The following is a 22,765-nucleotide window of genomic DNA, read 5'->3' as shown; positions in this document are numbered from 1 at the left end:
CGTCAAACAGTTTCGGGGCGTAGCGCAGCCTGGTAGCGCACCTCCTTGGGGTGGAGGTGGTCGGAGGTTCAAATCCTCTCGCCCCGACCAATCAGTATCGAAAAAGGCCGCGAAAGCGGCCTTTTTTGTGCGCGTCGAAACCGCGCCGTCTTCAGGGCACCTGGTTTTCGAGCAACGACAGCAGGTGCTCCCCGGATCCGTTTTTCGCGAGTGGGGCGGCCAGTGCCTGGAACGGCGCGTCGTCGATCCATTTCGGGAAGGCCTGTGCGAGTCCATGCGCAGAGGGCCGGACTGCGTACCGCAACGAGATGCCCCGGTGACGACCATCCCCGAACAGAGCCTCGAATTGGGGAGTGTCGCGGGGCGTGGAGATGATCAGGATGTCGCGGACGCCGGCCAGCAGCAACGTGCTGAGCGACTAGTAGATCATCGGCTTGGCGTGGACCGGCAGCAGTTGCCTGGAAACCACCGTGGTCCGCGAATAAAGCCGGGTGCCGGAGCCACCCGCGAGGACGATGCCTTCATTGGGGTCGTCGTAGGCGCAGCGACAAGGACAATGGTGAAACCATATCACCCGTGCGCGAGTACAGGTCACCACGGCTAGAATTGGTCCGCGCTGCCATAAGCATCGCGGCTGCTTTCTCGAGGAGAAGAAACGAATGTACAACAAGAAAAATCTGCTCGGCGCTTGTCTGAGCCTGGCGTTGATCGCACTCGCAGCTCCCGTCCACGCGAAGGTATCACCCGATGAAGCGGGCCAGCTGGGCCAGACCTTGACGCCGGTCGGAGCCGAGAAGGCCGGCAACAAGGACAACACCATTCCCGCGTGGGAACCGGGCGCCAAGCGTGGGCCGCTGTCGGGCGAGTTTCCGAACAATCCGAAGATCGACGGCGAGAAGCCGATCTACACGATCACCAAGGCGAACATCGAGCAGTACAAGGACAAGCTCACCAAGGGCCACCTGAAGCTGCTGTCGAGCTACGACACGTACAAGATGAACGTGTACCCGACCCATCGCGTGGTCGCGTTCCCCGACGAGATCTACGCGGCGACCAAGGAGAATGCGGTCAACTGCGAGATGATCGGCACGGACAACCCGAACAACTGCAAGCTGGGTTTCCCGTTCCCGATTCCCAAGACCGGCGCCGAGCCGATCTGGAACCACAAGCTCAAGTGGCGTGGCGAGAACGCCACCCGCTACAACAACCAGATGATCGTGCAGCCCGACGGTCAGTTCCAGCTCACCAAGATCGTCGAAGACGTGACCTTCGGCTACGCGTCGATCAAGAAGCCGGTGCCGCTGACCAAGGAAGAGGGCGAGTTCCTCAAGTACCTCTCGAAGACCGTGGCGCCGCCGCGCCTCGCGGGCACCTACATTCTGGTGCACGAGAAGGCCGGCACCGGCGCCGGTGGCCGCCAGGCATGGCTCTACACCCCTGCGCTCAAGCGCATCCGCCGCGCGCCGACGGTGTGCTGCGACAACCCGTACGAAGGCACCGACGGTCACCAGTTCTACGATCAGGTCGACATGTTCAACGGCGTGCTCGAGCGTTACGACTGGAAGCTGCTCGGCAAGCGCGAGATGGTCGTGCCTTACAACTCGAACAAGATCGCGGGCAACAAGGTCAAGTACAAGGATCTGGCCAAGCCCAAGCATCTGAACCCGGACATCCCGCGTTATGAGCTGCATCGTGTCTGGGTGGTGGAAGCCAATATCAGGCCGGGCACCAGCCACACGTTCAAGAAGCGCGTGTTCTACATCGATGAGGATTCCTGGAACATCCTGGCCGTCGACGACTACGACAACCGCGATGAGCTCTACCAGTTCCAGGAAGGGCACTTGGTGTTCGCCTACAACATCCTGGCGCCGTCGACGATTCCGGAAGTGATCTACCACTTCAACTCGGGCCGTTACTTCATCACCGCCGCGGTCAACGAAGATAAGCCGTACGACTTGTCGGTGAGCTTCTCGAGCGACTACTTCACGTCGTCCTCGGTGCAGAAGTCGTCGACCAAGTAGGACCTCGCATCTTTCAGATTCAAGACCGCCGGCCGTGTGCCGGCGGTTTCATTTCAGGAGTCCACGCATGAAATTCGAAGAGCGCCACAGCTTCGAGCAGTCCGCCGAGACCGTGATGAAGATGTATTCGGACCGGAAATTCTTCGATCGGAAGTACAAGGACGTGAACGCGATCGAGTGCGAGCTTCTCGAAGAGAAGAAGACCGATGCCCGATGCATGGTGAAGTACCGGCTGGTGATGAAGTCGGACGCACCGCTGCCGGAAGTCGCGAAGAAGATCTTGGGCGACACCGTGAAGATGGTGCAGCAGGACAGCTGGGACATCGCCAAGCGCACGGGCCGCATCGACATCGAGATCAAGGGCGCGCCGATCAAGATGTTCGCGGACATGAAGCTGATCGAAGAGAACGGCAAGGCGGTCAACGTGCAGAGCTGGACCATCACCTGCGGCATCCCGCTGGTCGGTGGAAAGATCGAGGCTGCGATTTCGGAGGACGTGAAGGCCAAGTCGAAGCGGGATCTGGCGGCGTCGCGAAAGATCGTGCTCGACTATTGAGTCTTTGACTCGCGTAGTGCCGTAGCCCGGACGAAGTCCGGCTCGCCGTCTCATTCGAGCGTCAATCCCGGACTTCGTCCGGGCTACATTGGCGCGGATCCGTCCCGGGTCTCGATCTTCCACGTCCATGCCTGAAGTCCCGAATCCCCCGCCACGCAGGCCCACGCTGCTTCAGGAGATCGGCAGCGTGCTGGCCTCGTTCTTCGGCGTGCAGAGCTCACGGAACCGGAAACGCGACTTCACGAGCGGCAGTCCGCTGCGATTCCTCGCATTGGGTATCGCACTGACCGCGACCTTCGTGCTCGTCGTGTTCGGAGTCGTGAAGCTGGTGATGTGGAAGGCGGGGCTGTAAACCCAAGCTGAAGCGGGACGGCGCGCGATGGCGTGGAGCCCGCGGCCGTCGACTCCGGGGATCGCCCACAAAAAAGCCCGGCCGGATAACCCGGCCGGGCTCGAGTCTTGAAGCGGTCCTGCCTTAGTTCCCGACGACCCGGAACTCGACGCGGCGGTTCTCTTCCTGGCCTTCCGGCGTGGCGTCGCTCGCGATGGGCGCGGACTCGCCGTAACCGACCGGGCGCAGGCGGTTGCCGTTGACGCCACGACCATCGAGGTAACGCTTGACCGCGATCGCACGACGCTCGGACAGGCCCAGGTTGTACGCATCGGTGCCCAGGCTATCCGTGTGGCCCTGGACCTCGACGGTGACGTCCGGATACGCAGCGAGCGTATCGGCCACATCGTTGAGGATCAGTTCCGCCGGCTTGGTCAGCTTGTCCGAGTCGAACTCGAACTTGACCCCGCGCAGGATGAAGCGCTGATCCAGTGCGCACCCCTTGGCGTCGACCGCTTCGCCAGCGCGCGGCTTGCGGCAGTCGCCCACCAGGGCGCAACCGTTGGGCAGGACCTTCAGGCCAGGCGGCGTGTGCGGGCACTCGTCGAGGTAGTCGGGAATGCCATCGCCATCGCTGTCGAGCGGGCAGCCATCCGGGCCCACCTTGATCTTCGGATCCGAATCCGGGCACTTGTCCAGATTGTCCGGAATGCCGTCGCCGTCGCGGTCGCTGATGTCGCAACCCTGCGCGTTGACCGCGGCACCGGCGGCGGTCTCCGGGCACTTGTCGAGGTAGTCGGGCACGCCGTCGCCATCGGAATCCAGCGGGCAGCCCTTGCCGTCCACCTTCACGCCGGCCGGGGTACCCGGGCACTGGTCGAGATGGTCGGGGATACCGTCACCGTCGGAATCGAACGGGCAGCCGTCGGCGTTGACCGGCGCGCCAGGCGGCGTGTTCGGGCACTTGTCGAGGTAGTCGGGCACGCCGTCCTGATCGAGATCGATCGGGCAGCCGTCCGAGTACACCTGCACGCCCTGCGGCGTGTTCGGGCACTTGTCCTTGCGATCGAGCACGCCGTCGCCGTCGGAATCCTTGAACTGGCCGCCGAACGAGTAGCGCAGGCTGGCGCCGATGTTGTGCGCCTTGTACTCGCCGTCGCGCGTGGTCTGGATGCCGGTCGCCGCGTCGGTGGTCTTGAACTCCGGTTCTTCGGAGGAGACATAGCGGTAGTCGAGCGACAGCGCCGTGGCGTTGCCGAACCAGTAGGCGACACCGGCACCGGCCTGGAAGGCCATCGTGTCGTCATCCGCCTTGGTGCCGAAGCCCTTGAGCTCGGTGTTCTGCAGGCCCAGGCCACCGCCGAAGTAGGGCGCCAGGTTGCCGAAGTCGAGGTCGTACCAGATGTTCGCCATCAGGCGCACTGCACGCAGCGAGCCATCGCTGCTGCCGTCGAAGCCGCCGGTCCTGAAGCTCTTGAGATCGTTTTCCGAGTAGCGCAGGTTCAGTTCAGGGCGAAGACCGCCGTCGAACAGATAGCCGAACGAGGCGCCGCCACCAAACCCACCATCGAGCGCGATGGAGGACGTGGTCTGAGCCACAGTCCCCGGCTCGGAGATGGTTCCCTGGTTGTTGCCCAGAACGCAGAGACCCAGCGCTTCCAGGTTGACGCCGAGCAGCTCGATCGGCAGTACGCAGGTATTGGGCGAGACTGTGGTGGAGTCCGGAAGCTTGATGGTGGCGGCACCATCGAGATCCTTCGTGTCCGCGTAGAACCCTTCGATTCCGAAGTACCAGCCCGGCGACGATTGAGCCATCGCCGAAACCGAGAATCCTGCGAGGCTTGCGCCGATCAGGCCCTTGACGAGCCCGCTGCGCAGGCTTCCTTTGATTGCCATGCATCCCCCGAAACGCGAATTAGATCCCCGGGAAAAACGATGCGCGGATGGCCTCTTCGGGCACCTGCGCACCCCATGCTCAGGGCGAACTTTAAGTTCAAGTGGCAATGTACTGACTTTGCTGAACTTTGCAAAGAGGGTTTTGCCTTACATTCCGAGCTGTTTGGCAGCCAGGTCTTTCATAATTTCAAGCGAGCCGCCACCGATCGTCAACACCTTGGTCTCGCGGTAGATCCGTTCGACCTTGGCGCCGCGCAGATACCCGGCGCCGCCGAAGACCTGCATCGCCTCGTTGGCGATCCACTCGAGCGAGGTGCAGGCGAAGTTCTTGAGCATGCAGACCTCGGCGATGGGGATCTGCCGGTTCGAGACGCGCCAAGTCACGAGGTCCAGGTTGGCCTTCACCGCTTCGAGGCGCATGCGCATATCCACCAGCTTGTGGCGGATGACCTGGTTGCGAATCAAGGCCTTGCCGAACGTCTCGCGCGAGCGCGCGTAGTCCATGGCCTCGTCGTAGCAGACCTTGGCGAAGGCGTAGGCCTGCGCCGCCAGCATGATCCGCTCCTGGTTGAAGTTGAGCATGATCGCCATGAAGCCCTGATTCTCGCGCCCGACGAGATTGGCTACCGGCACGCGGCAGTTGTCGAAGTAGAGCGTCGCGGTGTCGGAGCAACGCCACCCCATCTTGTCGAGCGGCGTGCGGCTCAGCCCCGGCGTGTCGCCCTCGATCACCACCAGCGAGACGCCGCCCATGCCGGCGCCGCCGGTACGTACGGCGCAGGTCAGATAGTCAGCCCGCATGCCCGAGGTGATGAAAGTCTTGGAGCCGTTGACGACGTAGTGATCGCCGTCGCGCTCGGCGCGCGTCTTCAGATTGGCCACGTCCGACCCGCCGCCGGGTTCGGTGATGGCCAGCGCCGCGATCTTTCGTCCCTCCAGGACTGGACGTGCATATCGCGCCTGCAGCTCGGGCGAGCCGACGTGGCAGATCGGAGGGAGGGCGATGCCGTGGCTCATCAGTCCCGCGATGACGCCGCCGCTGCCGGAGCGCGCGAGTTCTTCGGTCAGCACGACGCCGTAGAAGAGATCAGGCACTTCGATGCCGCCGCAGCGTTCCGGAAATCCCACCTGCAGCATCCCGGCTTCCGCCGCCTTCTGATGCAGCTCGCGCGGAATGCTGCCCGCCGTTTCCCAGGCCTCGATGTTGGGTGAAATCTCCTTTTCCACGAAGCGCCGTGCCTGGGCGCGAAACTCTTCGTGGTCCTTGTCGTAGAAGGGTGAGGCGTAAGTCATCTGGATTACCGTCAAACCGAAAATGATCAGCGGCCACGCTAGTCCTGAGCTAGCATCCGTTCAAGTCCCACGTCCGACGCCAACGCACCTGATCGCATGACGAACGCTGCCAAGGAACTGCTCCTCGATCGCTTCTACCACTGGGAGCGCGTGCAGCCCGACGCGATCTACCTGACGCAGCCGATGGGAGGCGGCGCAGTGCGCGACTGGACCTGGAAGCAGGTGGGAGACGAGGCCCGCCGCATGGCGGCGCACCTGCAGAGTTTTCATTGGGAACCGGGCTCGCGCATCGCGCTGATCTCGAAGAACTGCGCGCACTGGATCGTCGCCGACCTCGCGATCTGGATGGCCGGCCATGTCTCGGTGCCGCTGTATCCGACGCTCACCGCGGAATCCGTGCGCCAGGTGCTCGAGCACAGCGGCTCCAAGCTCTGCTTCATCGGCAAGCTCGACGACTGGCCGGTGATGAAGGACGGGATTCCCGACGGCGTGGAGTGCATCCGCTTCCCGTTGTCGCCGGACGTGCCCTGCGCGCAGTGGGACGACATCGTCGCGCGCACGCAACCGATTTCCGGCAGCCCGGTGCGTGCGGCCGACGATCTCGCCACGATCATCTACACCTCCGGCACCACCGGCATGCCCAAGGGCGTGATGCACGACTTCGCCGGCATGGGCTGGGCGAGCAAGACGCTCGAGCTGCGCTACAAGCTGGTGCCTAGCGATCGCATGCTCTCGCACCTGCCGCTGTCGCACGTGGCCGAACGCTGGGGGATGGAGTGCGCGTCCTTCCACGCCGGCTTTCGGATCTTCTTCGCCGAAGCGCTCGAAACCTTCGCGCGCGATCTGCAGGCGGCCCGCCCCACGGTGTTCGGCACCGTGCCGCGGCTGTGGGTGAAGTTCCAGCAGGGCGTGTTCTCGAAGATGCCCAAGCAGAAGCTCGATCGATTGATGCGCATCCCGCTGCTCAATCGCGTGGTGCGCAAGAAGATCGTGACCGCTCTGGGCATGGACGACACGCGTCTGGCGCTGGGTGGCGCCGCGCCGATGCCGCCGGCGCTGCTCGACTGGTACGCGCGCCTGGGCTTGCCTCTGATGGAGGCCTACGGCATGACCGAGAACTTCGGCTGCTCTCATTCCAACGTGCCCGGACGCCAGCGCGTGGGCTATGTCGGCGAGCCGTACCCGGGCGTGGAGCAGAAGCTCTCCGAATCGGGCGAAGTGCTGATGCGCAGCCCGGCCCTGATGAAGGGCTATTACCGCGAGCCGGAAAAGACGCGCGAGACGATGACGGACGACGGCTGGCTGCGCACCGGCGATCTGGGCGAGATCGATGACCAGGGCCGCTTGCGCATCACCGGCCGCGCCAAGGAATTGTTCAAGACCTCGAAGGGCAAGTACGTGGCGCCCGCGCCGATCGAGAATCGCCTGACCGGGCACACCGGCATCGAGGCCTGCTGCGTGATGGGCGCGAACAGCGCGCAGCCCTTTGCGGTGGTGATCCTGCCGGCCGATCAAGCGGCTGCATGCAAGAAGGACAAGGCGCACCGCGACGCGCTCGGCGCCTCGCTCGAAGCGCACCTCGCGGCGGTCAACGGGCAGCTCGATCCGCACGAGCAGCTCGATTTCATCGCGCTCAGCACCGAGGTCTGGACGGTGGAGAACGGGTTCATCACGCCGACGCTGAAGGTCAAGCGCAACGTCGTCGAGAAGCACTACGAGCCGCGCGTCGCGGGCTGGTCGTCGAAGCGCTCCAAGGTGGTGTGGGACGCCTGACGACACGAGGTTCCTTCTCCCACAGGGAGAAGGTGCCCCGAAGGGGCGGGTGAGGGTGAGTCGCTCTCCTGCGAAGGCCATCTACCGATCGGCCGACTCTCCCTCACCTCCGGCTCCTCTCGCTGCGGGAGAGGGGAGAACCCGCTGACATGCGCGCCCGCGTCATGCGCAGGTTCTAAGATCGCTTCCCGTTGCCCCGACGCGATCCACGACCATGAAGCTGCCCAAGTCCTATCTGAATCCGGATTTCCTGATGAGCCCGGATGCGCGCACGGTCCGCTTGCTGTGCGAGTACCTGGATCCGGAACGACGCTTTCGCGAACTCGATATCCACCGCGGCGTGATCCTGTTCGGGTCGGCGCGTCTGCCGAAGGAATCCCCTTCGTACCAGGATGCCGCTGCGCTGGCCGAGCTGATCGCGCGCTGGACCACGCAGGCGCACGCGCTGGCCGAGCGCTACTACATCGTGACCGGCGGCGGTCCCGGGATCATGCAGGCGGCACACGAGGGCGCCGCGCGCGTCGATGCCTCGCTGAATGTCGGTCTCAACATCTCGCTGCCGCACGAGGAACAGGCCAATCCGTTCGTCGACGACCGGCGCAGCGTGGTGTTCCATTACTTCTTCATGCGCAAGTTCTGGTTCATGAACCTTGCACGCGCGGCGGTGATCTTCCCTGGCGGCTTCGGGACGATGGATGAGCTGTTCGAGCTGCTGACGCTGACGCAGACCGGCAAGTCGTCGCGCATGCCGATCGTGCTCTACGACCGCTCGTTCTGGGCCGAGACGATCAACTTCGAGTCGTTCGCGCGTCGTGGCTTGATCCGGCGCGAGGACCTGGACCTGTTCACCTACGCGGATACGCCTGAGGAGGCGATGCAACTGGTGCTGGCGGGGTTGCCGGCCTGAATGCAGCTGGCGGCTCGCGATCGCGGCGCCGCTGTGATGCGTGCGGGGGGCGAGCTGATGTAGACGATGGCCGGACGCGAGTCCGGCTGAGGGTCACTTTGCAGGGCCGGGTGGTGCCGACCGGTGGTGATCGCAGCGGATCGCTCAGGAGCCGCGGCGCGGCTTGTCCTCGAAATCGAGGTCGTCATCCACCAGCTTGCGGAGCTGGCGCATCTCCTTGTACCGCTCCACGTCGCGCCAATCGCGCGAGCGCGTGTCCACCGGCGGATCATCCGGCTCGATCACGCTCACGTCCTCGTCGCCGCCCTCGGACTCGAACGGCGCACTGTCGTCGAAGCTCTTGGGTGCTTCGGGTTGCGGCTTCTGCTTCGGCTTGCGGGCCATGTCTGAAAACGGTCACCGGTTCGGTAATCGACGGCGGGCTTTTAGCAGGCTTTGATGCAATCGTGAAGAGGGCCGGCGGGAGGTCTTCGTAGAGGCTGAAATTGGACGTTCCGCGTGCGTGTCGCAGGCTTGGGGAAGCTGGGCTGGCGCAGGCATCCGCGCAAGACAATCGTGGCGGCGGCGAGCGAATCCGGCGCTGCCGTCGGAAAGGTCCGGCGGTGGATGAGCCTGGACGGTCACACACCCGGATGACCCTCTCGAAAGAGTCACGAAGCGGATCGCCAGCGGGTGCCCGCGACGGGCGGCGCGATGGCGTGGCTGCAATATGCTCGCGACACTACCGTGAGCGCTGACCCGTCGTTATAATCCCGGCCCCTCACGGGCAGCCACCCTCTTCGATGAAGATGCGCTGCGCGTCGGGCCGGTTGTATCGTTGTCCGTCTGGCAGCAGGTTTTCGTGGGGACGTAGCTCAGCTGGGAGAGCGCCGCGTTCGCAATGCGGAGGTCGAGGGTTCGATCCCCTTCGTCTCCACCAACAACCTGCAGGCGTGCCCACGCCGACGTCCGTCCAGGACGGGCCAGACCCGCCGTCGCCTGGTCCCGGATGAAATCCGGACTGCCGGCCACATCCTCTTCTCGAAACGTCCAGGCCGTGCGATCTCGCCTTGCCTCCGCAGGGCCGCGTTTTAGGAGGCCCTGGTTCAGAGCTCCATCGGATTGCGGAAGCAATCCTTGAAGATGCGGTCGCGGTGTTCGATCAGGATCGGGTCGAGCGCCGCCTTGATCGCCGGGTCCGACACGACGAAGCCTGGACGCCAGGCTTCCGGCATCGGGCAGATCGCGGCGGGCAGCGGGTCCATCAGATTCATGAACGTGACCCAGTAGATGTCGAGCGCGCTGACCGCGTCGCCGACGAAGAAGCGCAAACCGCGCGCATGCTGGGCTTTGAGCTGATGGCTCAGCGCTTGCAGGATTCCGACAGTCCGCGTGCTGGCCGCATCGAGCGCCGACTGGCCGTATCCGTACTTCGCGCTCATGCGAGCCACGCCTTCCGGGGCATTGCCGGACTCCATGGCCGGCGCAAACATCTGCAGGCGGCGATTCCAGCCCACGCCCAGTTCGCCGCAGATCTCGTTGCAGAAGCCTACCGCCAGTGCGCGCAGCGCGGCGTCGGTGGGCAGCATCGCCGGCGTCGGCGCAAGCCTCTCCAGCAGCATCAGGATGTCGAGCCAGTGGTGGCGAGGCGGCTCGTCGGCCCAGGCCACGACCGGTGCGCTGGTCTGGCCCGACCACGCGAGCAGCGACTCGTTGGCGCCGCCCGCTTCCTGCGCGGCAACGACGTAGTCGAGCTTCTTGAGTTCCATCATCGCCTTCGCGGCCTGGCCCCAGGGGCTGGGCATGCCGCGCACCAGCACCAGGCGCAGTCCCTTGTGGCGAATGATGTCGTCCAGCGGACGGTAATCGAGCATCGCGGTTCTCCCCGGATTTCCACGCCTGCCCGGTGAAGCGCACCTCGAGCGGCGCCCGTTTGAATCTCGGGTCAGGCGGATCCGTTGCACGATGCCGGACCAGGGAGTGCGATTCCACCCGAGGGCGGACCATCATTGCGCCCGCAGCCCGATCAGGTGCTGTCCGATCCGTGCGTGGAATACCGACGGACTCGCGCCGTCCGCGTTCTCGAACTCAGAAGATCGGGTCGATGCGGATCTCCTGTCCTTCGGCAAACGCCACTCGCGTCTGCTTGCTGACGTCGCCCAGACGTCGCTGCGCGGGTCCTGCCGCCTCGATCAGCACATACGGCTCTCCGCGATATTCGACGCTCATCTCGCCGTCGCGCGGTTGGCGCGCCACGCCGAGAAGGTAGTGATTCGGCACCCCCACGCCGATGATCCGCTCCTCACCCAGGTTCGCGAAGATGGCCGCGAGCAGGGCGGACTTGGTGTCGCAATCTCCGTAACCCTTCTCGAGCGCGCGCGGCGGCGTGTAGAAGCCGAGCGTCTCCCGCCCGTCTTCCAGTGCGGCGGGCGCGCGATAGGCGAGGCCACCCTGCACGAGTGCCGTCGCCGCGGCCATCAGCCCTTCGGTCTCCAGGCCGCGTTCGCTGCCCAGCTGCCTGAGCGCTGCGACCAGCGGCTGAACCTGGGCGCGATTGCGTCGCACCACGGTCGGAATGTCGACCGACAGGCGCGTCGGTTTTCCTGGAATCTCTCGCGCGCGCAGCGCGTGCTCGCGGTAGTACCGCTTCATTCGCTGATCGAACTCGGCCGGCGAGCAGTTGGCGTCACGCATGCAGGCCTGATGCATCGCCGTGAGTTCAGCCTGCTTGAAACCGAAGGCCTGCATCGATGCGAGGCTGGCTTCGGGATGCATGCTGAAGCTCAAGCGCAACGCTTCGCCGTCGTGATCCGCGAAATCCGCCGTGACGCGAAGCTGACCGTCGCGATCGGACGTGCGCACGTAACGCGCCTGCGGGACGCCGTTCAACGAGTTCATCGTCATGCCAGGCAATTGCGGAAGCACCGTCTCGTGCGCGTGCGAAGGCGTGCTCAGAATCGCGAACGTCGCGAGCAGTGCGCGCGCAATCCGGTGGAAGGGAAGGGCGCTCGGCTTGCTCGGGATCGACATGGTCGTGGCGTGCGATCGGATGAGCCTTCATCCGTGCAAGACCTATTCGGCCAAATCGATCGGCGATTCAGCTGTCCTGCGTCGATGCACCGTTCATTGGCGCCCGTACACCGTTCGAGTCTTCAGCCTGAATCGCTTGTCGACTCGCGCCCGATCGGCGGCGGTACGAAAGCACGCGCGCGGCGCGTGCTGATTCCTGCGTCTGGCGTCCGGATGCACGCCAACTGCCGGCGCGCGAAATGCGCGCGATGGAAAAGTGACAAGGCGTGGCAGTCGTGTGTCAGTCGCGTGTCAGCGACTGACGGGTTTCCACACGGGCGTGCGCTTCTCGATGAAGGCGTCGACGCCTTCGCCGGCGTCGTCTTCCATCATGTTGCGCGTCATCACATCGCCGGCGAACACGTAGGCGTCTTCGAGCGTCATCTGACGCTGCCGGTAGAACATGGCCTTGCCGTGGCGGATCGCGGCAGGACTCTTGGCGATGATCGCATCGCACTTGCGCTGCACCGCGGCGTCGAGATCCGATTCGGGTACCGCCTCGTTGATCAGGCCCCAGTCGACAGCCGTGGCCGCGTCGATGAAGCGGCCAGTGACGAGCATGTCGAACGAGCGCTTCGGCGAGACGTTGCGCGACAGCGCCACCGCGGGCGTCGAGCAGAACAGTCCGAAGTTGATGCCGGAGACGGCAAAGCGCGCGCCATCCGAAGCGATGGCGAGATCACAGGCGCCGACGAGCTGACAGCCGGCGGCCGTCGCGATTCCCTGCACGCGGGCGATCACCGGCACCGGCAATTTCTGCAGCGTCTGCATCATGTGGCTGCAACGCGCGAACAGCGCCCGGTAGTACTCGGCTTCCGGCGTGGCGCGCATCTGACGAAGATCGTGGCCGGCGCAGAACGCCTTGCCGGCGCCGGCCAGAACCACGCAGCGCACGGTCGGGTCGGCCGCGATCGAATCGAGTTCGCGTTGCAGCGCATCCAGCAGTTCTTCGGACAGCGCGTTGAACTGCCGCGGGCGATTGAGACACAAGGTGACGACGCCGTCGTGATCCTGGCGGGCGAGAACGGGTTCGTCTGGGGTGCTGGTTTCCATCGTCGTGCTCCGGTCCGCGGGACTGCGCAAAGTCCGAGTGTAGGACGCACGGGCGGCGCTTTGGAACCGGGTGCGAGCGCGACGGGAGTCACGTTTTCCGCTTTCGTTGCGCGGCGTAAAGAAAGGTAAATCCGCTTGGGGCTAAGAGGTCGTTCAGTGACCCGGGCCTAAGGTGGGGTCGTGTCTCCACCGGAGTTTTCCATGTACAAGCAACTGCTGTTCGCTTCCACCCTCAGCCTTGGGCTCGCGGTTGCACCGGCCGCGATGGCCAAGCCCAAGCAGGACGCCCGCTACCACGATCATGGTCCCGATCGCGTCGTGGTGATCGAGCATCGCGACGTGCGCGACCGCGACGATCGTCATGACCGTGACGACCGCCACGACAACCGCTACGACAATCGCAACAACCGCAACGACGACCGCAACTGGAACAGCCAGGCGCGTGAACGGCAGTGGCGTGAGCAGCGTTATCGTGTCGCGAAGTACCAGGCGCCGCGCGGCTACTCGCATCACTACTGGCGTGCCGGCGAGCGTCTGCCGGCCGGTTATCGCGGTTCGCGGTACGTCGTGCATGACTACAGCAGCTACCGTCTGCGCACGCCGCCGCGCAATCACCAGTGGGTGCGTGTCGACCACGACGTGGTGCTGACGGCCGTGGCTACCGGCGTCGTCGCGGCGGTGGTCTACAACATCTTCCAGTGAGCGACGGAATGATGGGCAGACGCGAGTGCTGAGGCACTCCTCGGCGACATCGATGAAGAAGGGCCCGCCGGATCGGCGGGCCCTTTTCTTTTGTCCGGCCGCCGAGCAGCGGCGCGGTCAACAATGGCCGGCGCTGCAATCGTTCAGCGGGCGCGGCGATGAATGCTGGAGCCGCTCAGGCCGCGACGGCGGCTCTGTCCGGTGCCCGAACCCATCCCAGCCGGCGAAACAGGACGAGCAGCAGGATCGTGGCGCCGACATAGAAGTAGCCGAACATCACCAGGAACATCGCGATCGGCAGAAAGCCCAGCAGCGCGCCGAGCAGGTTGAGACCGAAGCCTTCGAGGTGGGCGGACCATGCGAGGACGGCGACGAGTTCGAACGGCAGGAAGTAGGCCGGGGCCAGCAGGATCGGCTGCGGGACGTCGCCGGTCGGCGGCACGCGGCCGAGCTTCCAGCTCAGAAAGCACGCGAAGGCCAGGTACGGCAGGCCTGCGATCACCAGCGACATGATCAGGATCGCGGTTCCCATGTTCGGCCACAGCCACCAGGTCAGCGCCGGTATCAGCACGGGCGACACGAGGCTGCCTCGATAGAAAGTGGTCGGGGTCACTCGGGTCGGGGGCCGCATTCCCTGCAGGGCGCGGCATCAACCGCAACGCACGGTAACGCCGGGCACGCCGATTGCGCCACGGCGGCTGCCGCAGCCGCCTCCCTTCGAACCGTGCGCCCACTCCTTCAACCTCACCCGCGCTGCGACCGCGCGGGTTGCCTGATTCCGCCGCCGCTGCCGCGTTTGGGTCCGCAATGGACGTGGTGATGCCCGCGCCGACGCCGGATCCGTCGACGGCACCCGAGGCGCCAACCCTGGCCAGCGACGCCCCCGAACGTGACAAGTCCGGCTCGCGCCGCGCGCTGATCGCGGCTGCCATCGGTTTCCTGGTGCTGGTGGCCATTGCGGCGGCCTGGCGGTTCTCGCCGCTGCACGAAGTGGCGGACACCGAGGCGATCGCCACCTGGCTGCACGGCATGCGCCGCAATCCCTGGGCGCCATTGATCATCGTGATGGTCTACGTGGCGGCCAATGCCGTGTTCTTCCCGAACACCATTCTCAACGCCGCGACGATCCTGGGCATGGGCACCGCCTGGGGGCTGCCTTGCGCCATGGCGGGCAGCCTGGCGTCGGCGATGTTCACCTACGCGCTGGGCCGTCGCTTCGGCGGCAAGCGCCTGAGCCGGATCGACAGCACGGCGATCGACCGCATCACGCAGATGCTGAAGAAGAGCGGCGTGCTGGGAATCGCGACGCTGCGCCTGCTGCCGGTGGCGCCCTACGGGGTGGTGAATCTCGCCGCCGGCGCCGCGCACGTACGTGCGGTGCCCTTTGCGTTCGGAACCCTGCTGGGATTGTTGCCGGGCAACCTGCTGATGACGGCCTTCGGCCACCAGTTGCGCCAGGTGTTGCGCAATCCGTCCAAGTCGCAGATCGCGATCATGGTGGGCGTGCTGCTGGTCGCCGCTGCCGGTGCGCTGTGGGCACGGAACAAGGCGATGGCAGGTTGAACCGAAGCGCCGGTTCGATCGGCGCGGTGACTTGGGCTCAAAGCTGAACGAACTTGCCCCAAGCCGGGGCTGGAGACGCGTGGCCGCTGCGATTAGCATGCACAGCCGGATCCCCCGTTGGAGTGTGCAAGCGTGCGTTCGTCATCCCGCAAGGCCATCGTCGCTGCAGTCCTGATGTCGGCGTCGTTCGCCGCCGCCGCCCAGTCGATCATGCCCCAGCCGCGGGCGCCCTCTCCGGACCGGGATCCTCGGACCAAGCGCGATGTTCCCGATTACCGGCAGTACGAGTACGGCAAGGAGATCTATGCCGTGAAGCTCGGCTGCACGACCTGCCCGCTCGGCGAAAAGCCGCTCGACGAAACGGTCGCCCGCCGCTTCTTCGAGGACGACACGCTCTGGGAGACCCTTGATCGCAAGGAGTACGACGCGGTGGCGGTGTACCTGCGGCAGCGCTTCGGCATCGGTTCGTAAACGGGACCGAGGCGCGATCCACGGGTGTCGCGTTGGCTTCCGACGCAACCTGCCACAACAAGCGCCGGTTGCTGAATTAAGCTCGACTCGAGAACTCCGGCGAGCACGACATGAGCGCGAAGATGAGCGGCCTCGAACTGATGCAGTCCTTTGTAGCAGGCGAGGGCCGCGCGGCATCGATCGGCACCACGATGGGCATGCGGCCCGTCGAGGTCTCCGAGGGTTTCGCCGCGTTCGAGGCCATCCCCGACCAGCGCCACCTGAATCCGATGGGAGGCGTGCACGGCGGATTCGCCTGCACCGTGCTCGATTCGGTCACCGGCTGCGCGGTCCACACGATGCTCGAGGCCGGCGCCACGTACGGCACCGTCGACCTTGCCGTGAAGATGCTGAGGCCGCTGAGAGTCGGCGAGACCTACCGCGCCGAAGGCAAGGTCCTGAACATGTCGGCACGCCTGGGCGTCTCGGAAGGCTCGATGTACGACAGCGCCGGCAAGCTGGTGGCGCACGCCACCTGCAGCTGTCTGGTGACGCGAGCCAAGTAGCGCGACAGCTTCCGGCTCCGATGGAGCGGATCGGGTCGAATCCTTATTCGCAGACTTCCTTGATCGGCCGCCAATCGACGCGGTTGTAGAACTCCGTGCAGGTGTGCCCGTGCCGCCGCACCGGCCTCGAATCGAGATTGCAGGCATAGCCCGCTTCGATGACGGAGACGTAGTCGTCGTGATTGAGGTCCGCCTCGTAGAACTCGACCGGCGTGCCCGCGCACAACGCGAAGAAAAGCACAGGCGTTTGGGGGATCCAGACCAGGATCCCCAGCGACGTGAGGCAGGCGAGCCATCTGGATAATTCCAGAAGCCCTGACGGCCTCATCTGCGACGGTTGCGTCATGACGCGTCCCTCTGATTCTTAGCCGGAGGTGCCGTGATTCGATGGTACCTACAGAGGGGCTTCGTGGGCCATAGCCCGTTGACGCGGTCTCCGAAGCGCGTTTCGAGGGCTGGCGGCGACCGCTTCGGATGCGGCCGTCCGGGTGCGTTCCGCGAACGGCCGGAGCGGGCATCGGGACAAGCTTCAAAAAAGCCGGTGAGCCGACGACTGGGCCGGCCAGCGGGTTTTCGTACCGGGACGTCCTGGCGGTGCGCGTTACGCGAGCCGCCGTTTCAGACGCCGACCTGGGCGAGCTCGGCGTTGGCCTTGTTCAGCCACACCTTGACGCGCTGACGCTCCAGCAGGCCCAGGCCCGTGGCCTCCTTGTCCGCGCTGTTCGTGGCGGCCCAGAAGCTGGTGCTGCGCGCATCGATGCGGGTCATCGCCGACTCGTGCAGGCGCGGAATGCGGATGATCCGGGCGCCCAGCGCGAGCGCGCGTTCCTTCTCTCCGGAGCTCTCTAAGATGTCGAAATCGTCACCGCGAAGCTGGTTGAGAACCAGCACGTAGTCGAGTTGCGCGCCGAAGCGATCGAGCAGGCGACGCAGCAGGTCGACGGAGTCCTTGCCCGAATCCATCACGTGCCAGTAGCGCACCTTGATGCCGAACTCGTGGGCCAGCTCGAGCATCCCCGATTCTTCCATCCACTTCACGAGCGGCTGGTGTGTTTGCGCCGCCAGGTCCACCAGGATTCGGCGCTCGCTGTCCTCGGTGGCGGCCTCGACGACCTTGTCCAGGCTCTCGTAATGGTCGACCACCACCGGAGATGCGTAGTTCGAATAGAAGCGCAGCAGCGCCCCGTGAGAGCGATCCGAATCGAAGCCGAGAAACGGCAGGTTGTGATCGATCAAATACTGGGACAGCAAGCGCGCCACCAGCGACTTGCCGACGCCACCTTTCTCGCCGCCGATGAAGTGGATCGTGGACATGGGGACAAAGGGCTCCGGGCCGGTTCAATGGGGGCGCGACTATGCACGCACGGGGCGTGCCGTGTGTTGCGGCCGTGTGTCCCGTGAAGGGGCGCCCCTGGCATCCGGAGCGGGCTTCGGCGTTGCCGGCGCTCCGGTATCCGCTCCTCGTTCGAGGACCGGGAATCCCCGAACTGCGTGGTTCCGCCGGCCGCGGCTTGCGGTGATGCTCACGCCGGATGATGGCCCATCGCGTCGATGATTCACGGCGCGGACATTTGCGCGGCGCCGACGTCCAGATGCGAGCCGTTCGGGCGCGCACATGAAATCACGCGAAATTGGGAGTGCTTGAACATGGGGAGCCCGGGTCTGGGCAAGCGCCACGCGCTGGTGTTGCTGTGCTTTCTCGCAGCGTTCGTCTGCTATATCGATCGCGTCAACATCGCTGTCGCGATCATCCCGATGGCCGAGCATTTTGGCTGGTCGGGGACCGAGAAGGGCCTGGTGATGTCGTCGTTCTTTCTCGGCTACATGCTCGGGCAGATCCCGGCCGGGTGGCTCTCGAACCGCGTCGGCGGCCGCCTGACCCTGGGAGTCGCGCTGCTGCTGTGGTCGTTCTTCACGTTGATCACGCCGATTGCCGCGATGGCCGGTTTCGGCGCGCTGATCCTGTCGCGCATCGTGCTCGGTCTGGGCGAATCGGCAACGTTCCCTGCCACCTACAACCTCTACAGCAAGTGGATCCCGCGCAACGAGCGGTCGCGCGTGGTGGCGGCGACGCTCGGCGGCGTGCCGCTGGGCACCGTCGTCGGCCTTGCGCTGTCGGGTCTGCTGGTCACGCATTACGGCTGGACCAGCGTGTTCTACGCGTTCGGCTTCCTCGGTATCGTGCTCGCATTCTTCTGGTTTCCGCGCATCCACAACTCGCCGGCGCGGCACCCGACGCTGTCGGTCGAAGAGCGCGATTACATCGCCGCGAATGTCGACGTGCGCAACGACGAGCGCTCGCCGCTGCCGGTCGGCCGACTCGTTCGCGCGCCGGCGTTCTGGGCGCTGGTGTTCAACCACTTCTGCAGCAACTGGATCCTGTACGTGCTGCTCTCGTGGTTGCCGAGCTACTTCCGCGACGTGCAAGGCCTGAACCTCGCCAAGGCCGGATTCGCGGCGGCGGCGCCCTGGCTGAGCCTGTTCCTGGTCGCCAATCTCAGCGCCTGGGTCGCCGACGCGCTGCTTCGTCGCGGCATGCGGCTGCCGACGGTGCGCAAGCTCATGCAGGTCAGCGGCCTGCTCGGCGCCTCGGCGTTCATGCTGCTGATCTCGCAACCGACGACGCCGACCGGCGCGGTGTTGCTGATGTGCGGCGCGCTCGGTGCACTGGGACTGACCTGGGCCGGCTATGCACCGAACCATCTCGAGATCACGCCCAAGCACGCCGACATCGTCGTGGGCGTGACCAATACCGCGGGAACCTTGCCCGGCATCATCGGCGTGGCGGTGACGGGGTGGATGCTGGATCTCACCGGGTCGTACAACGCGGTGTTCCTGCTCGCGGCCGGCATCACGTCCGCGGGAGCGCTGGTGTGGATTGCGTTCTCGCGTTACGAATCGATCCTGGACTGAGGCGAGATGCCATGACCGGCAGAGCCGATCTGCCGGTCGGACGCACGACCCGGAACCGTGGAGATGTCTTGCCGCGTGGAGTCCGTCGCAGGATCGCTACAGCGGCGTCAGCGGGCCGGGGTGAAGGCACCAGGCAATTAGTTGGCCGCCGGGGATGGGACGAAATGCGGCTTCGCCGCGATGTTGCCGTGCAGGTCGATGCCACCGTACTTGTTGGAGTTGTAGTTCACCATCGGAATGCCGTGTGTGGTCAAGGCACCCGAACGGCCCGGGACGACACCGACCGACATCTTCAAACTGGAGATGTTCTTCTTGTGCATGAAGCCTGGCCGCGTGGCGCCGTAGTGCCCCTCCTTTCCTCCGACGGTTCCGATCGTCCCTGCATTCCGCTTCCCGACATAGAACGTCTTCGTGCTGATGCCGTTCTGCGTCCAGGGCCCTGCGGCACCGACCATCTGCAGCGGGTAGTACTTGAAGAACTTGTCGGGGTCCGAAAGCACCATTGCAGCGGCAGTGGTTGCATCGATGGATCAAGGGTTCCTGATGATTGGTGATGAAGGGGGCCGGGTGGATTCGGCGGATGTGAAGGGGTTCGTGATGGATGTGCAGGGCGAGCGTTGATGGATGTCGCAGGTTTTGCTCATGCCGCGACTCAGTCCGTGACGCGGTAGCGATCGACCTCGCGGCAGTAGGAGCGCGCCCAGTTGCGAAGGTGTTGGCGGTGTTCTCCGCTGGCCGTGTTGGCCCGTTCGGTATATCGACGGCAATCGGAGCGAAGCTCTTCCGCGACTCTTGCTCGGCATCGGCGGTAGTCGATCGTCCCGTAGCCGTGATGTCGCGCGCAGTCGGTCATTGGGATGTCGACGTACGCCAGACCGCCCTCCGCATTCGGATCAGACCGGCGCGTCGCTTGACGGCCCGGACTCGAGATCGATGCAGGGGGCGGCGGCATGCGGGCCGCCGGCAGGGTCCCGCGCGACGCCGCGGCGAAGCGCTCGCACGCGCTCTGCAGGCTGGGCGTCAGCCCGTTCCCGGATCGGGTTTCGGCCACGCATTGAGCGCGCAGAGCTTCGACGTCGGGGACAGACGGGGATGGAGGAAGGCTTGCCGGGTTCGCCGCGGGACGTCGCGCATCGAGCTCCGGCGTCGTCGGTCGCTCGCCCGATCCCTGAGTCGGCTCAGTTTCGGCAGAATCCCGAGGCGGTATCACGAAACTTCGCTCCAGCAGATACAGCGCACACGCGCAGATCGCGACCGCGACGACGATCGGAAAGAGCCAGTCCTTCATCTGGTCCCGAAGAGGCGGACGCTTCCCACGAGGCGGTGTGAGGGTCGGTCAGAGAGTTCTGGTTGTCAGCACGTGCGTGAGGCGAGGATCGTTCCCTGAAATGACGGGGCCAAAAAAATGGCCGACCTGCTCAGGTCGGCCATCCGTTGCTGCTGTTTGGGACCCTTGAGTCGAGTCCCCGAAAAACCAGGCGCGGCTCAGATCCCCACGGTCGCGGCCTTGCCGATCTCTATTCCGGTGTCGTTCTGCCAATCCGGCCAGCCGGCCGCGGCATTCTGCCTGGCGGCGCGCGCGCGCTCTTCGGGCGTCGCGTATTCCGTGTCCCAGCGCTTCAGTGCCGGCTTGATGATCAGCTCGTGCCAGACCGGGGGAATCAGCGCCGCGAGGAAGCACACGAACACGCTGGGCATCAGGATGCCTTCGCGATGCGGCGTCAGCTTGTGGAAGACCTGGTAGGAATTCAGGTGGTGATCGGCGTGGTTGGTGATCTCGAACGCGACGGTGCGGGAGAACCAGCCGAGGTGATTCCAGACATGACGACGACCGATCGGCGCGCCCTTGAGGCGAATCAGGCCGTAATGCTGGAAGTAATTGAACGACTCGACCCAGAGGCGGGCGACGACCTGTGCGGCGAATGCCAGGCCCACGGCGACCCAGCCGCCCACCGCGAAGATGGCGACGTGGAACACGGCCAGCGCCAGCAGCGCTCTGTAACCGCGATGCCGGATGTTCCAGGCGCTCAATCCCTTCTTCCGCAACGCGAGCCCTTCCATTTTCTGGGCGAAGACTGTGCTGTGGATCAGCGATCCCCAGGTGAACGCGTACAGGCCCATGCCGCGCTTGGCGGTGTCGCCGTCTTCTTCGGTGGCCACATCGATGTGATGGTTGATCACGTGCCCGATGTCGCGCGTGCAATCCAGGTAGCAGAGCTGCACGTAGTGACCGACGAAGCGGGGCAGGGGACCGCGCATGTGGTACAGCTCGTGAGAGGCAGGGACCAGCGGAACGACGCCCATCCAGGCCACGCCCATGACGGCGCCGGCCATCTGCCAGCCGCTGAGATCGTGAGCGGTGACGGCCCAGGCCAGCACGAAGAACTGCAGCAACGGTCCGATCGAGCAGATCCAGATCGGCAGGTTGGCGAGCGTGCCGTTCGACATGCGGCGCTGGCTGTAGTCGGCGCCGACGATCGTGTCGAGCAGCGCGAGAACCGGGAAGGTCCCGATGCCGACCCAGACCCAGTCGCCGCCGGCCACCAGGCCTGCGATGCTCGCAGCGAGAACCGCAACCGGCGTCCAGTACTTGAGGTAGTCCATGTTCATCCTCCGATGAAGGTGTCGTTCTTTGCCGGGCGTCCGGGAACGGATGTTCCTGCGACCGTGATCAGATCGTAAAATGAACTAATGCATAATTCAATTATTCGTATTGAGGGCCTGACGAACGGTCGGCCGGCGGAATTCGGGGCCGGAAACAAATAGTGCGTTAACGTATAGTTTGCCCGGGCGATGATCGCCCGACAGCGACGGAATCGTCATGAAGATGAGGGAGTTGGAGAGCAGGACGGGCATCAGCAGGCAGATGGTCCAGTTCTATCTCGCACATGGACTGCTGCCCGAGCCGGCGCGGCCCAAGCCCAACGTGGCGGATTACGGCGAAGAGCATGTGCGCGCAATCGAGACGATTCGGCGTCTGCAGACCGAGGGCCGGCTGAAGATCCACGAGATCAAGCAGGCCTTGAATGGCGCGCCGTCCGCGTCCACCGGCGAGATCGCGGTGCTCCCACATCTGGATGCCCTGTTCGCGCTCCGCGCAGGCGTCGACACGCAGCTGGTCGCGCTGCAGTCGATCGAGAGTCGAAACCCCAGAGCCGAGGCCGACGCCAAGATCCTGCGTCGAATCGGAGCCATCGAGATTCACACCAGGCCGGACGGAACGTACGTGTCCCGCATGGATGCTCAGATCGTCGGCGTCTGGGGCGACATGCGCACTGCCGGGTTCACCGAGGAAGAGGGGTTCGATCCGAACATCGTGTCGATGTACCTCAAGGCGGCGCGGGATCTGGCGGCCGCGGAAATCGACATCTTCGTGTCGCGTGTGAGCCCGGATCATCCGGTCGAGAAGCGGGCGGCGATGGCGGAGGTCGCCAGCAAGCTGATGCTCAACGTGTTCACGCTGCTTCGCATGAAGGCCGAGGTGGAGTCGTTCCGCCAGGCCGAGGAACGCTTGTCGAAGAAGAAGAAGCCGCGTGCGTCGGCGCGTTCCTCGGGTTCGGTTCCGGCCTGAGGTGCCGGCGCCGAAATCTACTTCGCTCGTCTTCCCGCGCGGATTCGAGGGTCGGCCGGTCGTGCTGCGCTGATCCCATCCGGGAGATTGCTTGCGATCAGGACCGTTCCGATCTCGAAGTC

Annotated in this window: 23 protein-coding genes, 2 tRNA genes and 1 pseudogene; 13 read left to right on the top strand and 13 right to left on the bottom strand. The window is 64.9% G+C overall.

The genetic code is table 11. The annotated features are described in order from the left end of the window. Positions 1-13 precede the first annotated feature (13 nt). Positions 14-90: transfer RNA gene (locus tag DFR24_RS10515), tRNA-Pro, on the top strand. Between the two features lie 166 nt (positions 91-256). Here the strand turns inward: DFR24_RS10515 and DFR24_RS10510 are convergent. Further along, a pseudogene (locus DFR24_RS10510) lies at positions 257-571 on the bottom strand (sugar phosphate nucleotidyltransferase); the annotation flags it as partial. An 88-nt stretch (positions 572-659) separates the two neighbouring features. On the opposite strand from DFR24_RS10510, the gene DFR24_RS10505 reads away from it, so the two are divergent. The 3 genes from DFR24_RS10505 to DFR24_RS10495 all read left to right on the top strand — a co-directional run bounded on the left by DFR24_RS10505 (position 660) and on the right by DFR24_RS10495 (position 2,929). Continuing rightward, positions 660-2,021 carry a DUF1329 domain-containing protein gene (locus DFR24_RS10505; RefSeq protein WP_133881212.1) on the top strand — a complete coding sequence of 454 codons (1,362 nt, stop codon included), beginning with the start codon at positions 660-662 and terminating at the stop codon, positions 2,019-2,021. 67 nt (positions 2,022-2,088) lie between these two features. Then, positions 2,089-2,577 (top strand): DUF2505 domain-containing protein, encoded by a 489-nt coding sequence (locus DFR24_RS10500; RefSeq protein WP_133881211.1) that lies wholly within the window; start codon positions 2,089-2,091, stop codon positions 2,575-2,577. A 127-nt stretch (positions 2,578-2,704) separates the two neighbouring features. Then, complete coding sequence (locus tag DFR24_RS10495) at positions 2,705-2,929, top strand: DUF2970 domain-containing protein (protein ID WP_133881210.1); 225 nt, start codon at positions 2,705-2,707, stop codon at positions 2,927-2,929. Positions 2,930-3,052: 123 nt separating this feature from the next. Here the strand turns inward: DFR24_RS10495 and DFR24_RS25150 are convergent, their stop codons facing one another. Next, positions 3,053-4,804 carry an OmpA family protein gene (locus tag DFR24_RS25150; RefSeq protein WP_281280151.1) on the bottom strand — a complete coding sequence of 584 codons (1,752 nt, stop codon included), beginning with the start codon at positions 4,802-4,804 and terminating at the stop codon, positions 3,053-3,055. 147 nt (positions 4,805-4,951) lie between these two features. Further along, entirely contained in the window at positions 4,952-6,097 is a 1,146-nt protein-coding gene (locus tag DFR24_RS10485; protein ID WP_133881209.1) for an acyl-CoA dehydrogenase family protein, read from the bottom strand. Between the two features lie 96 nt (positions 6,098-6,193). Here DFR24_RS10485 and DFR24_RS10480 point away from each other — a divergent pair, with 96 nt between their 5' ends. Together DFR24_RS10480 and DFR24_RS10475 are read left to right on the top strand one after the other, a co-directional pair. After that, positions 6,194-7,870 (top strand): AMP-binding protein, encoded by a 1,677-nt coding sequence (locus DFR24_RS10480; protein WP_133881208.1) that lies wholly within the window; start codon positions 6,194-6,196, stop codon positions 7,868-7,870. A 214-nt stretch (positions 7,871-8,084) separates the two neighbouring features. Continuing rightward, positions 8,085-8,777, top strand: a complete 693-nt coding sequence (locus DFR24_RS10475; protein WP_133881207.1) for an LOG family protein — start codon at positions 8,085-8,087, stop codon at positions 8,775-8,777. Between the two features lie 144 nt (positions 8,778-8,921). On the opposite strand, the gene DFR24_RS10470 is transcribed toward DFR24_RS10475, so the two are convergent. Further along, positions 8,922-9,161 carry a hypothetical protein gene (locus tag DFR24_RS10470; RefSeq protein ID WP_133881206.1) on the bottom strand — a complete coding sequence of 80 codons (240 nt, stop codon included), beginning with the start codon at positions 9,159-9,161 and terminating at the stop codon, positions 8,922-8,924. 459 nt (positions 9,162-9,620) lie between these two features. Between DFR24_RS10470 and DFR24_RS10465 the strand changes: the two genes are divergently transcribed. Next, positions 9,621-9,696 (top strand) — tRNA-Ala (locus tag DFR24_RS10465). Positions 9,697-9,862: 166 nt separating this feature from the next. Here DFR24_RS10465 and DFR24_RS10460 read toward each other — a convergent pair. The 3 genes from DFR24_RS10460 to DFR24_RS10450 all read right to left on the bottom strand — a co-directional run bounded on the left by DFR24_RS10460 (position 9,863) and on the right by DFR24_RS10450 (position 12,878). Continuing rightward, a complete protein-coding gene (locus tag DFR24_RS10460) occupies positions 9,863-10,630 on the bottom strand; it encodes a glutathione S-transferase family protein (RefSeq protein ID WP_133881205.1) in 768 nt (255 codons plus the stop codon). A 214-nt stretch (positions 10,631-10,844) separates the two neighbouring features. After that, entirely contained in the window at positions 10,845-11,786 is a 942-nt protein-coding gene (locus DFR24_RS10455) for a hypothetical protein (RefSeq protein ID WP_133881204.1), read from the bottom strand. Positions 11,787-12,077: 291 nt separating this feature from the next. Beyond that, complete coding sequence (locus DFR24_RS10450; RefSeq protein ID WP_133881203.1) at positions 12,078-12,878, bottom strand: enoyl-CoA hydratase; 801 nt, start codon at positions 12,876-12,878, stop codon at positions 12,078-12,080. Between the two features lie 201 nt (positions 12,879-13,079). Between DFR24_RS10450 and DFR24_RS10445 the strand changes: the two genes are divergently transcribed. After that, positions 13,080-13,580 carry an RcnB family protein gene (locus DFR24_RS10445; RefSeq protein ID WP_133881202.1) on the top strand — a complete coding sequence of 167 codons (501 nt, stop codon included), beginning with the start codon at positions 13,080-13,082 and terminating at the stop codon, positions 13,578-13,580. Positions 13,581-13,755: 175 nt separating this feature from the next. Here DFR24_RS10445 and DFR24_RS10440 read toward each other — a convergent pair whose 3' ends face one another. Continuing rightward, positions 13,756-14,193 (bottom strand): hypothetical protein, encoded by a 438-nt coding sequence (locus DFR24_RS10440; RefSeq protein ID WP_136249363.1) that lies wholly within the window; start codon positions 14,191-14,193, stop codon positions 13,756-13,758. A gap of 206 nt (positions 14,194-14,399) precedes the next feature. On the opposite strand from DFR24_RS10440, the gene DFR24_RS10435 reads away from it, so the two are divergent. The 3 genes from DFR24_RS10435 (at position 14,400) to DFR24_RS10425 (ending at position 16,159) form a co-directional block, all read left to right on the top strand. Continuing rightward, on the top strand, positions 14,400-15,143 hold the full coding sequence (locus DFR24_RS10435; RefSeq protein WP_162851150.1) for a TVP38/TMEM64 family protein: 744 nt from the start codon (positions 14,400-14,402) through the stop codon (positions 15,141-15,143). Between the two features lie 132 nt (positions 15,144-15,275). Then, on the top strand, positions 15,276-15,614 hold the full coding sequence (locus tag DFR24_RS10430; RefSeq protein WP_133881199.1) for a hypothetical protein: 339 nt from the start codon (positions 15,276-15,278) through the stop codon (positions 15,612-15,614). A 110-nt stretch (positions 15,615-15,724) separates the two neighbouring features. Then, positions 15,725-16,159, top strand: a complete 435-nt coding sequence (locus DFR24_RS10425) for a PaaI family thioesterase (protein WP_133881198.1) — start codon at positions 15,725-15,727, stop codon at positions 16,157-16,159. A 43-nt stretch (positions 16,160-16,202) separates the two neighbouring features. Here DFR24_RS10425 and DFR24_RS10420 read toward each other — a convergent pair whose 3' ends face one another. Further along, positions 16,203-16,400, bottom strand: a complete 198-nt coding sequence (locus DFR24_RS10420) for a hypothetical protein (RefSeq protein ID WP_133881197.1) — start codon at positions 16,398-16,400, stop codon at positions 16,203-16,205. Between the two features lie 377 nt (positions 16,401-16,777). Further along, complete coding sequence (locus tag DFR24_RS10415) at positions 16,778-17,473, bottom strand: P-loop NTPase family protein (RefSeq protein ID WP_133881196.1); 696 nt, start codon at positions 17,471-17,473, stop codon at positions 16,778-16,780. A gap of 333 nt (positions 17,474-17,806) precedes the next feature. Here DFR24_RS10415 and DFR24_RS10410 point away from each other — a divergent pair, with 333 nt between their 5' ends. Beyond that, positions 17,807-19,072, top strand: coding sequence for an ACS family MFS transporter (locus DFR24_RS10410; protein WP_162851149.1), 1,266 nt, complete (start codon positions 17,807-17,809; stop codon positions 19,070-19,072). Between the two features lie 137 nt (positions 19,073-19,209). On the opposite strand, the gene DFR24_RS10405 is transcribed toward DFR24_RS10410, so the two are convergent. From DFR24_RS10405 to DFR24_RS10395, 3 genes are all read right to left on the bottom strand, one after another. Next, positions 19,210-19,575, bottom strand: coding sequence for a hypothetical protein (locus tag DFR24_RS10405; protein WP_133881194.1), 366 nt, complete (start codon positions 19,573-19,575; stop codon positions 19,210-19,212). A gap of 149 nt (positions 19,576-19,724) precedes the next feature. Next, a complete protein-coding gene (locus tag DFR24_RS10400; protein ID WP_133881193.1) occupies positions 19,725-20,360 on the bottom strand; it encodes a hypothetical protein in 636 nt (211 codons plus the stop codon). A gap of 197 nt (positions 20,361-20,557) precedes the next feature. Next, complete coding sequence (locus DFR24_RS10395; protein ID WP_133881192.1) at positions 20,558-21,676, bottom strand: alkane 1-monooxygenase; 1,119 nt, start codon at positions 21,674-21,676, stop codon at positions 20,558-20,560. Positions 21,677-21,893: 217 nt separating this feature from the next. On the opposite strand from DFR24_RS10395, the gene DFR24_RS10390 reads away from it, so the two are divergent. After that, positions 21,894-22,643 carry a MerR family transcriptional regulator gene (locus DFR24_RS10390; protein WP_133881191.1) on the top strand — a complete coding sequence of 250 codons (750 nt, stop codon included), beginning with the start codon at positions 21,894-21,896 and terminating at the stop codon, positions 22,641-22,643. The last annotated feature ends 122 nt before the right edge of the window (positions 22,644-22,765 follow it).

It is taken from the genome of Panacagrimonas perspica (assembly GCF_004364935.1).
In the GTDB taxonomy this organism is placed as follows: Bacteria; Pseudomonadota; Gammaproteobacteria; order Nevskiales; family Nevskiaceae; genus Panacagrimonas; species Panacagrimonas perspica.
This window is presented reverse-complemented; position numbering and strand designations above follow the sequence as displayed.

What these genes read in the sequence shown, in the direction of transcription:
- DFR24_RS10505 (WP_133881212.1), top strand. Translation starts at nt 660, where the DNA reads ATGTACAACAAGAAAAATCTGCTCGGCGCTTGTCTGAGCCTGGCGTTG.
- DFR24_RS10500 (WP_133881211.1), top strand. Translation starts at nt 2,089, where the DNA reads ATGAAATTCGAAGAGCGCCACAGCTTCGAGCAGTCCGCCGAGACCGTG.
- DFR24_RS10495 (WP_133881210.1), top strand. Translation starts at nt 2,705, where the DNA reads ATGCCTGAAGTCCCGAATCCCCCGCCACGCAGGCCCACGCTGCTTCAG.
- DFR24_RS25150 (WP_281280151.1), bottom strand. Translation starts at nt 4,804, where the DNA reads ATGGCAATCAAAGGAAGCCTGCGCAGCGGGCTCGTCAAGGGCCTGATC.
- DFR24_RS10485 (WP_133881209.1), bottom strand. Translation starts at nt 6,097, where the DNA reads ATGACTTACGCCTCACCCTTCTACGACAAGGACCACGAAGAGTTTCGC.
- DFR24_RS10480 (WP_133881208.1), top strand. Translation starts at nt 6,194, where the DNA reads ATGACGAACGCTGCCAAGGAACTGCTCCTCGATCGCTTCTACCACTGG.
- DFR24_RS10475 (WP_133881207.1), top strand. Translation starts at nt 8,085, where the DNA reads ATGAAGCTGCCCAAGTCCTATCTGAATCCGGATTTCCTGATGAGCCCG.
- DFR24_RS10470 (WP_133881206.1), bottom strand. Translation starts at nt 9,161, where the DNA reads ATGGCCCGCAAGCCGAAGCAGAAGCCGCAACCCGAAGCACCCAAGAGC.
- DFR24_RS10460 (WP_133881205.1), bottom strand. Translation starts at nt 10,630, where the DNA reads ATGCTCGATTACCGTCCGCTGGACGACATCATTCGCCACAAGGGACTG.
- DFR24_RS10455 (WP_133881204.1), bottom strand. Translation starts at nt 11,786, where the DNA reads ATGTCGATCCCGAGCAAGCCGAGCGCCCTTCCCTTCCACCGGATTGCG.
- DFR24_RS10450 (WP_133881203.1), bottom strand. Translation starts at nt 12,878, where the DNA reads ATGGAAACCAGCACCCCAGACGAACCCGTTCTCGCCCGCCAGGATCAC.
- DFR24_RS10445 (WP_133881202.1), top strand. Translation starts at nt 13,080, where the DNA reads ATGTACAAGCAACTGCTGTTCGCTTCCACCCTCAGCCTTGGGCTCGCG.
- DFR24_RS10435 (WP_162851150.1), top strand. Translation starts at nt 14,400, where the DNA reads ATGCCCGCGCCGACGCCGGATCCGTCGACGGCACCCGAGGCGCCAACC.
- DFR24_RS10425 (WP_133881198.1), top strand. Translation starts at nt 15,725, where the DNA reads ATGAGCGCGAAGATGAGCGGCCTCGAACTGATGCAGTCCTTTGTAGCA.
- DFR24_RS10415 (WP_133881196.1), bottom strand. Translation starts at nt 17,473, where the DNA reads ATGTCCACGATCCACTTCATCGGCGGCGAGAAAGGTGGCGTCGGCAAG.
- DFR24_RS10410 (WP_162851149.1), top strand. Translation starts at nt 17,807, where the DNA reads ATGGGGAGCCCGGGTCTGGGCAAGCGCCACGCGCTGGTGTTGCTGTGC.
- DFR24_RS10405 (WP_133881194.1), bottom strand. Translation starts at nt 19,575, where the DNA reads ATGGTGCTTTCGGACCCCGACAAGTTCTTCAAGTACTACCCGCTGCAG.
- DFR24_RS10400 (WP_133881193.1), bottom strand. Translation starts at nt 20,360, where the DNA reads ATGAAGGACTGGCTCTTTCCGATCGTCGTCGCGGTCGCGATCTGCGCG.
- DFR24_RS10395 (WP_133881192.1), bottom strand. Translation starts at nt 21,676, where the DNA reads ATGGACTACCTCAAGTACTGGACGCCGGTTGCGGTTCTCGCTGCGAGC.
- DFR24_RS10390 (WP_133881191.1), top strand. Translation starts at nt 21,894, where the DNA reads ATGAAGATGAGGGAGTTGGAGAGCAGGACGGGCATCAGCAGGCAGATG.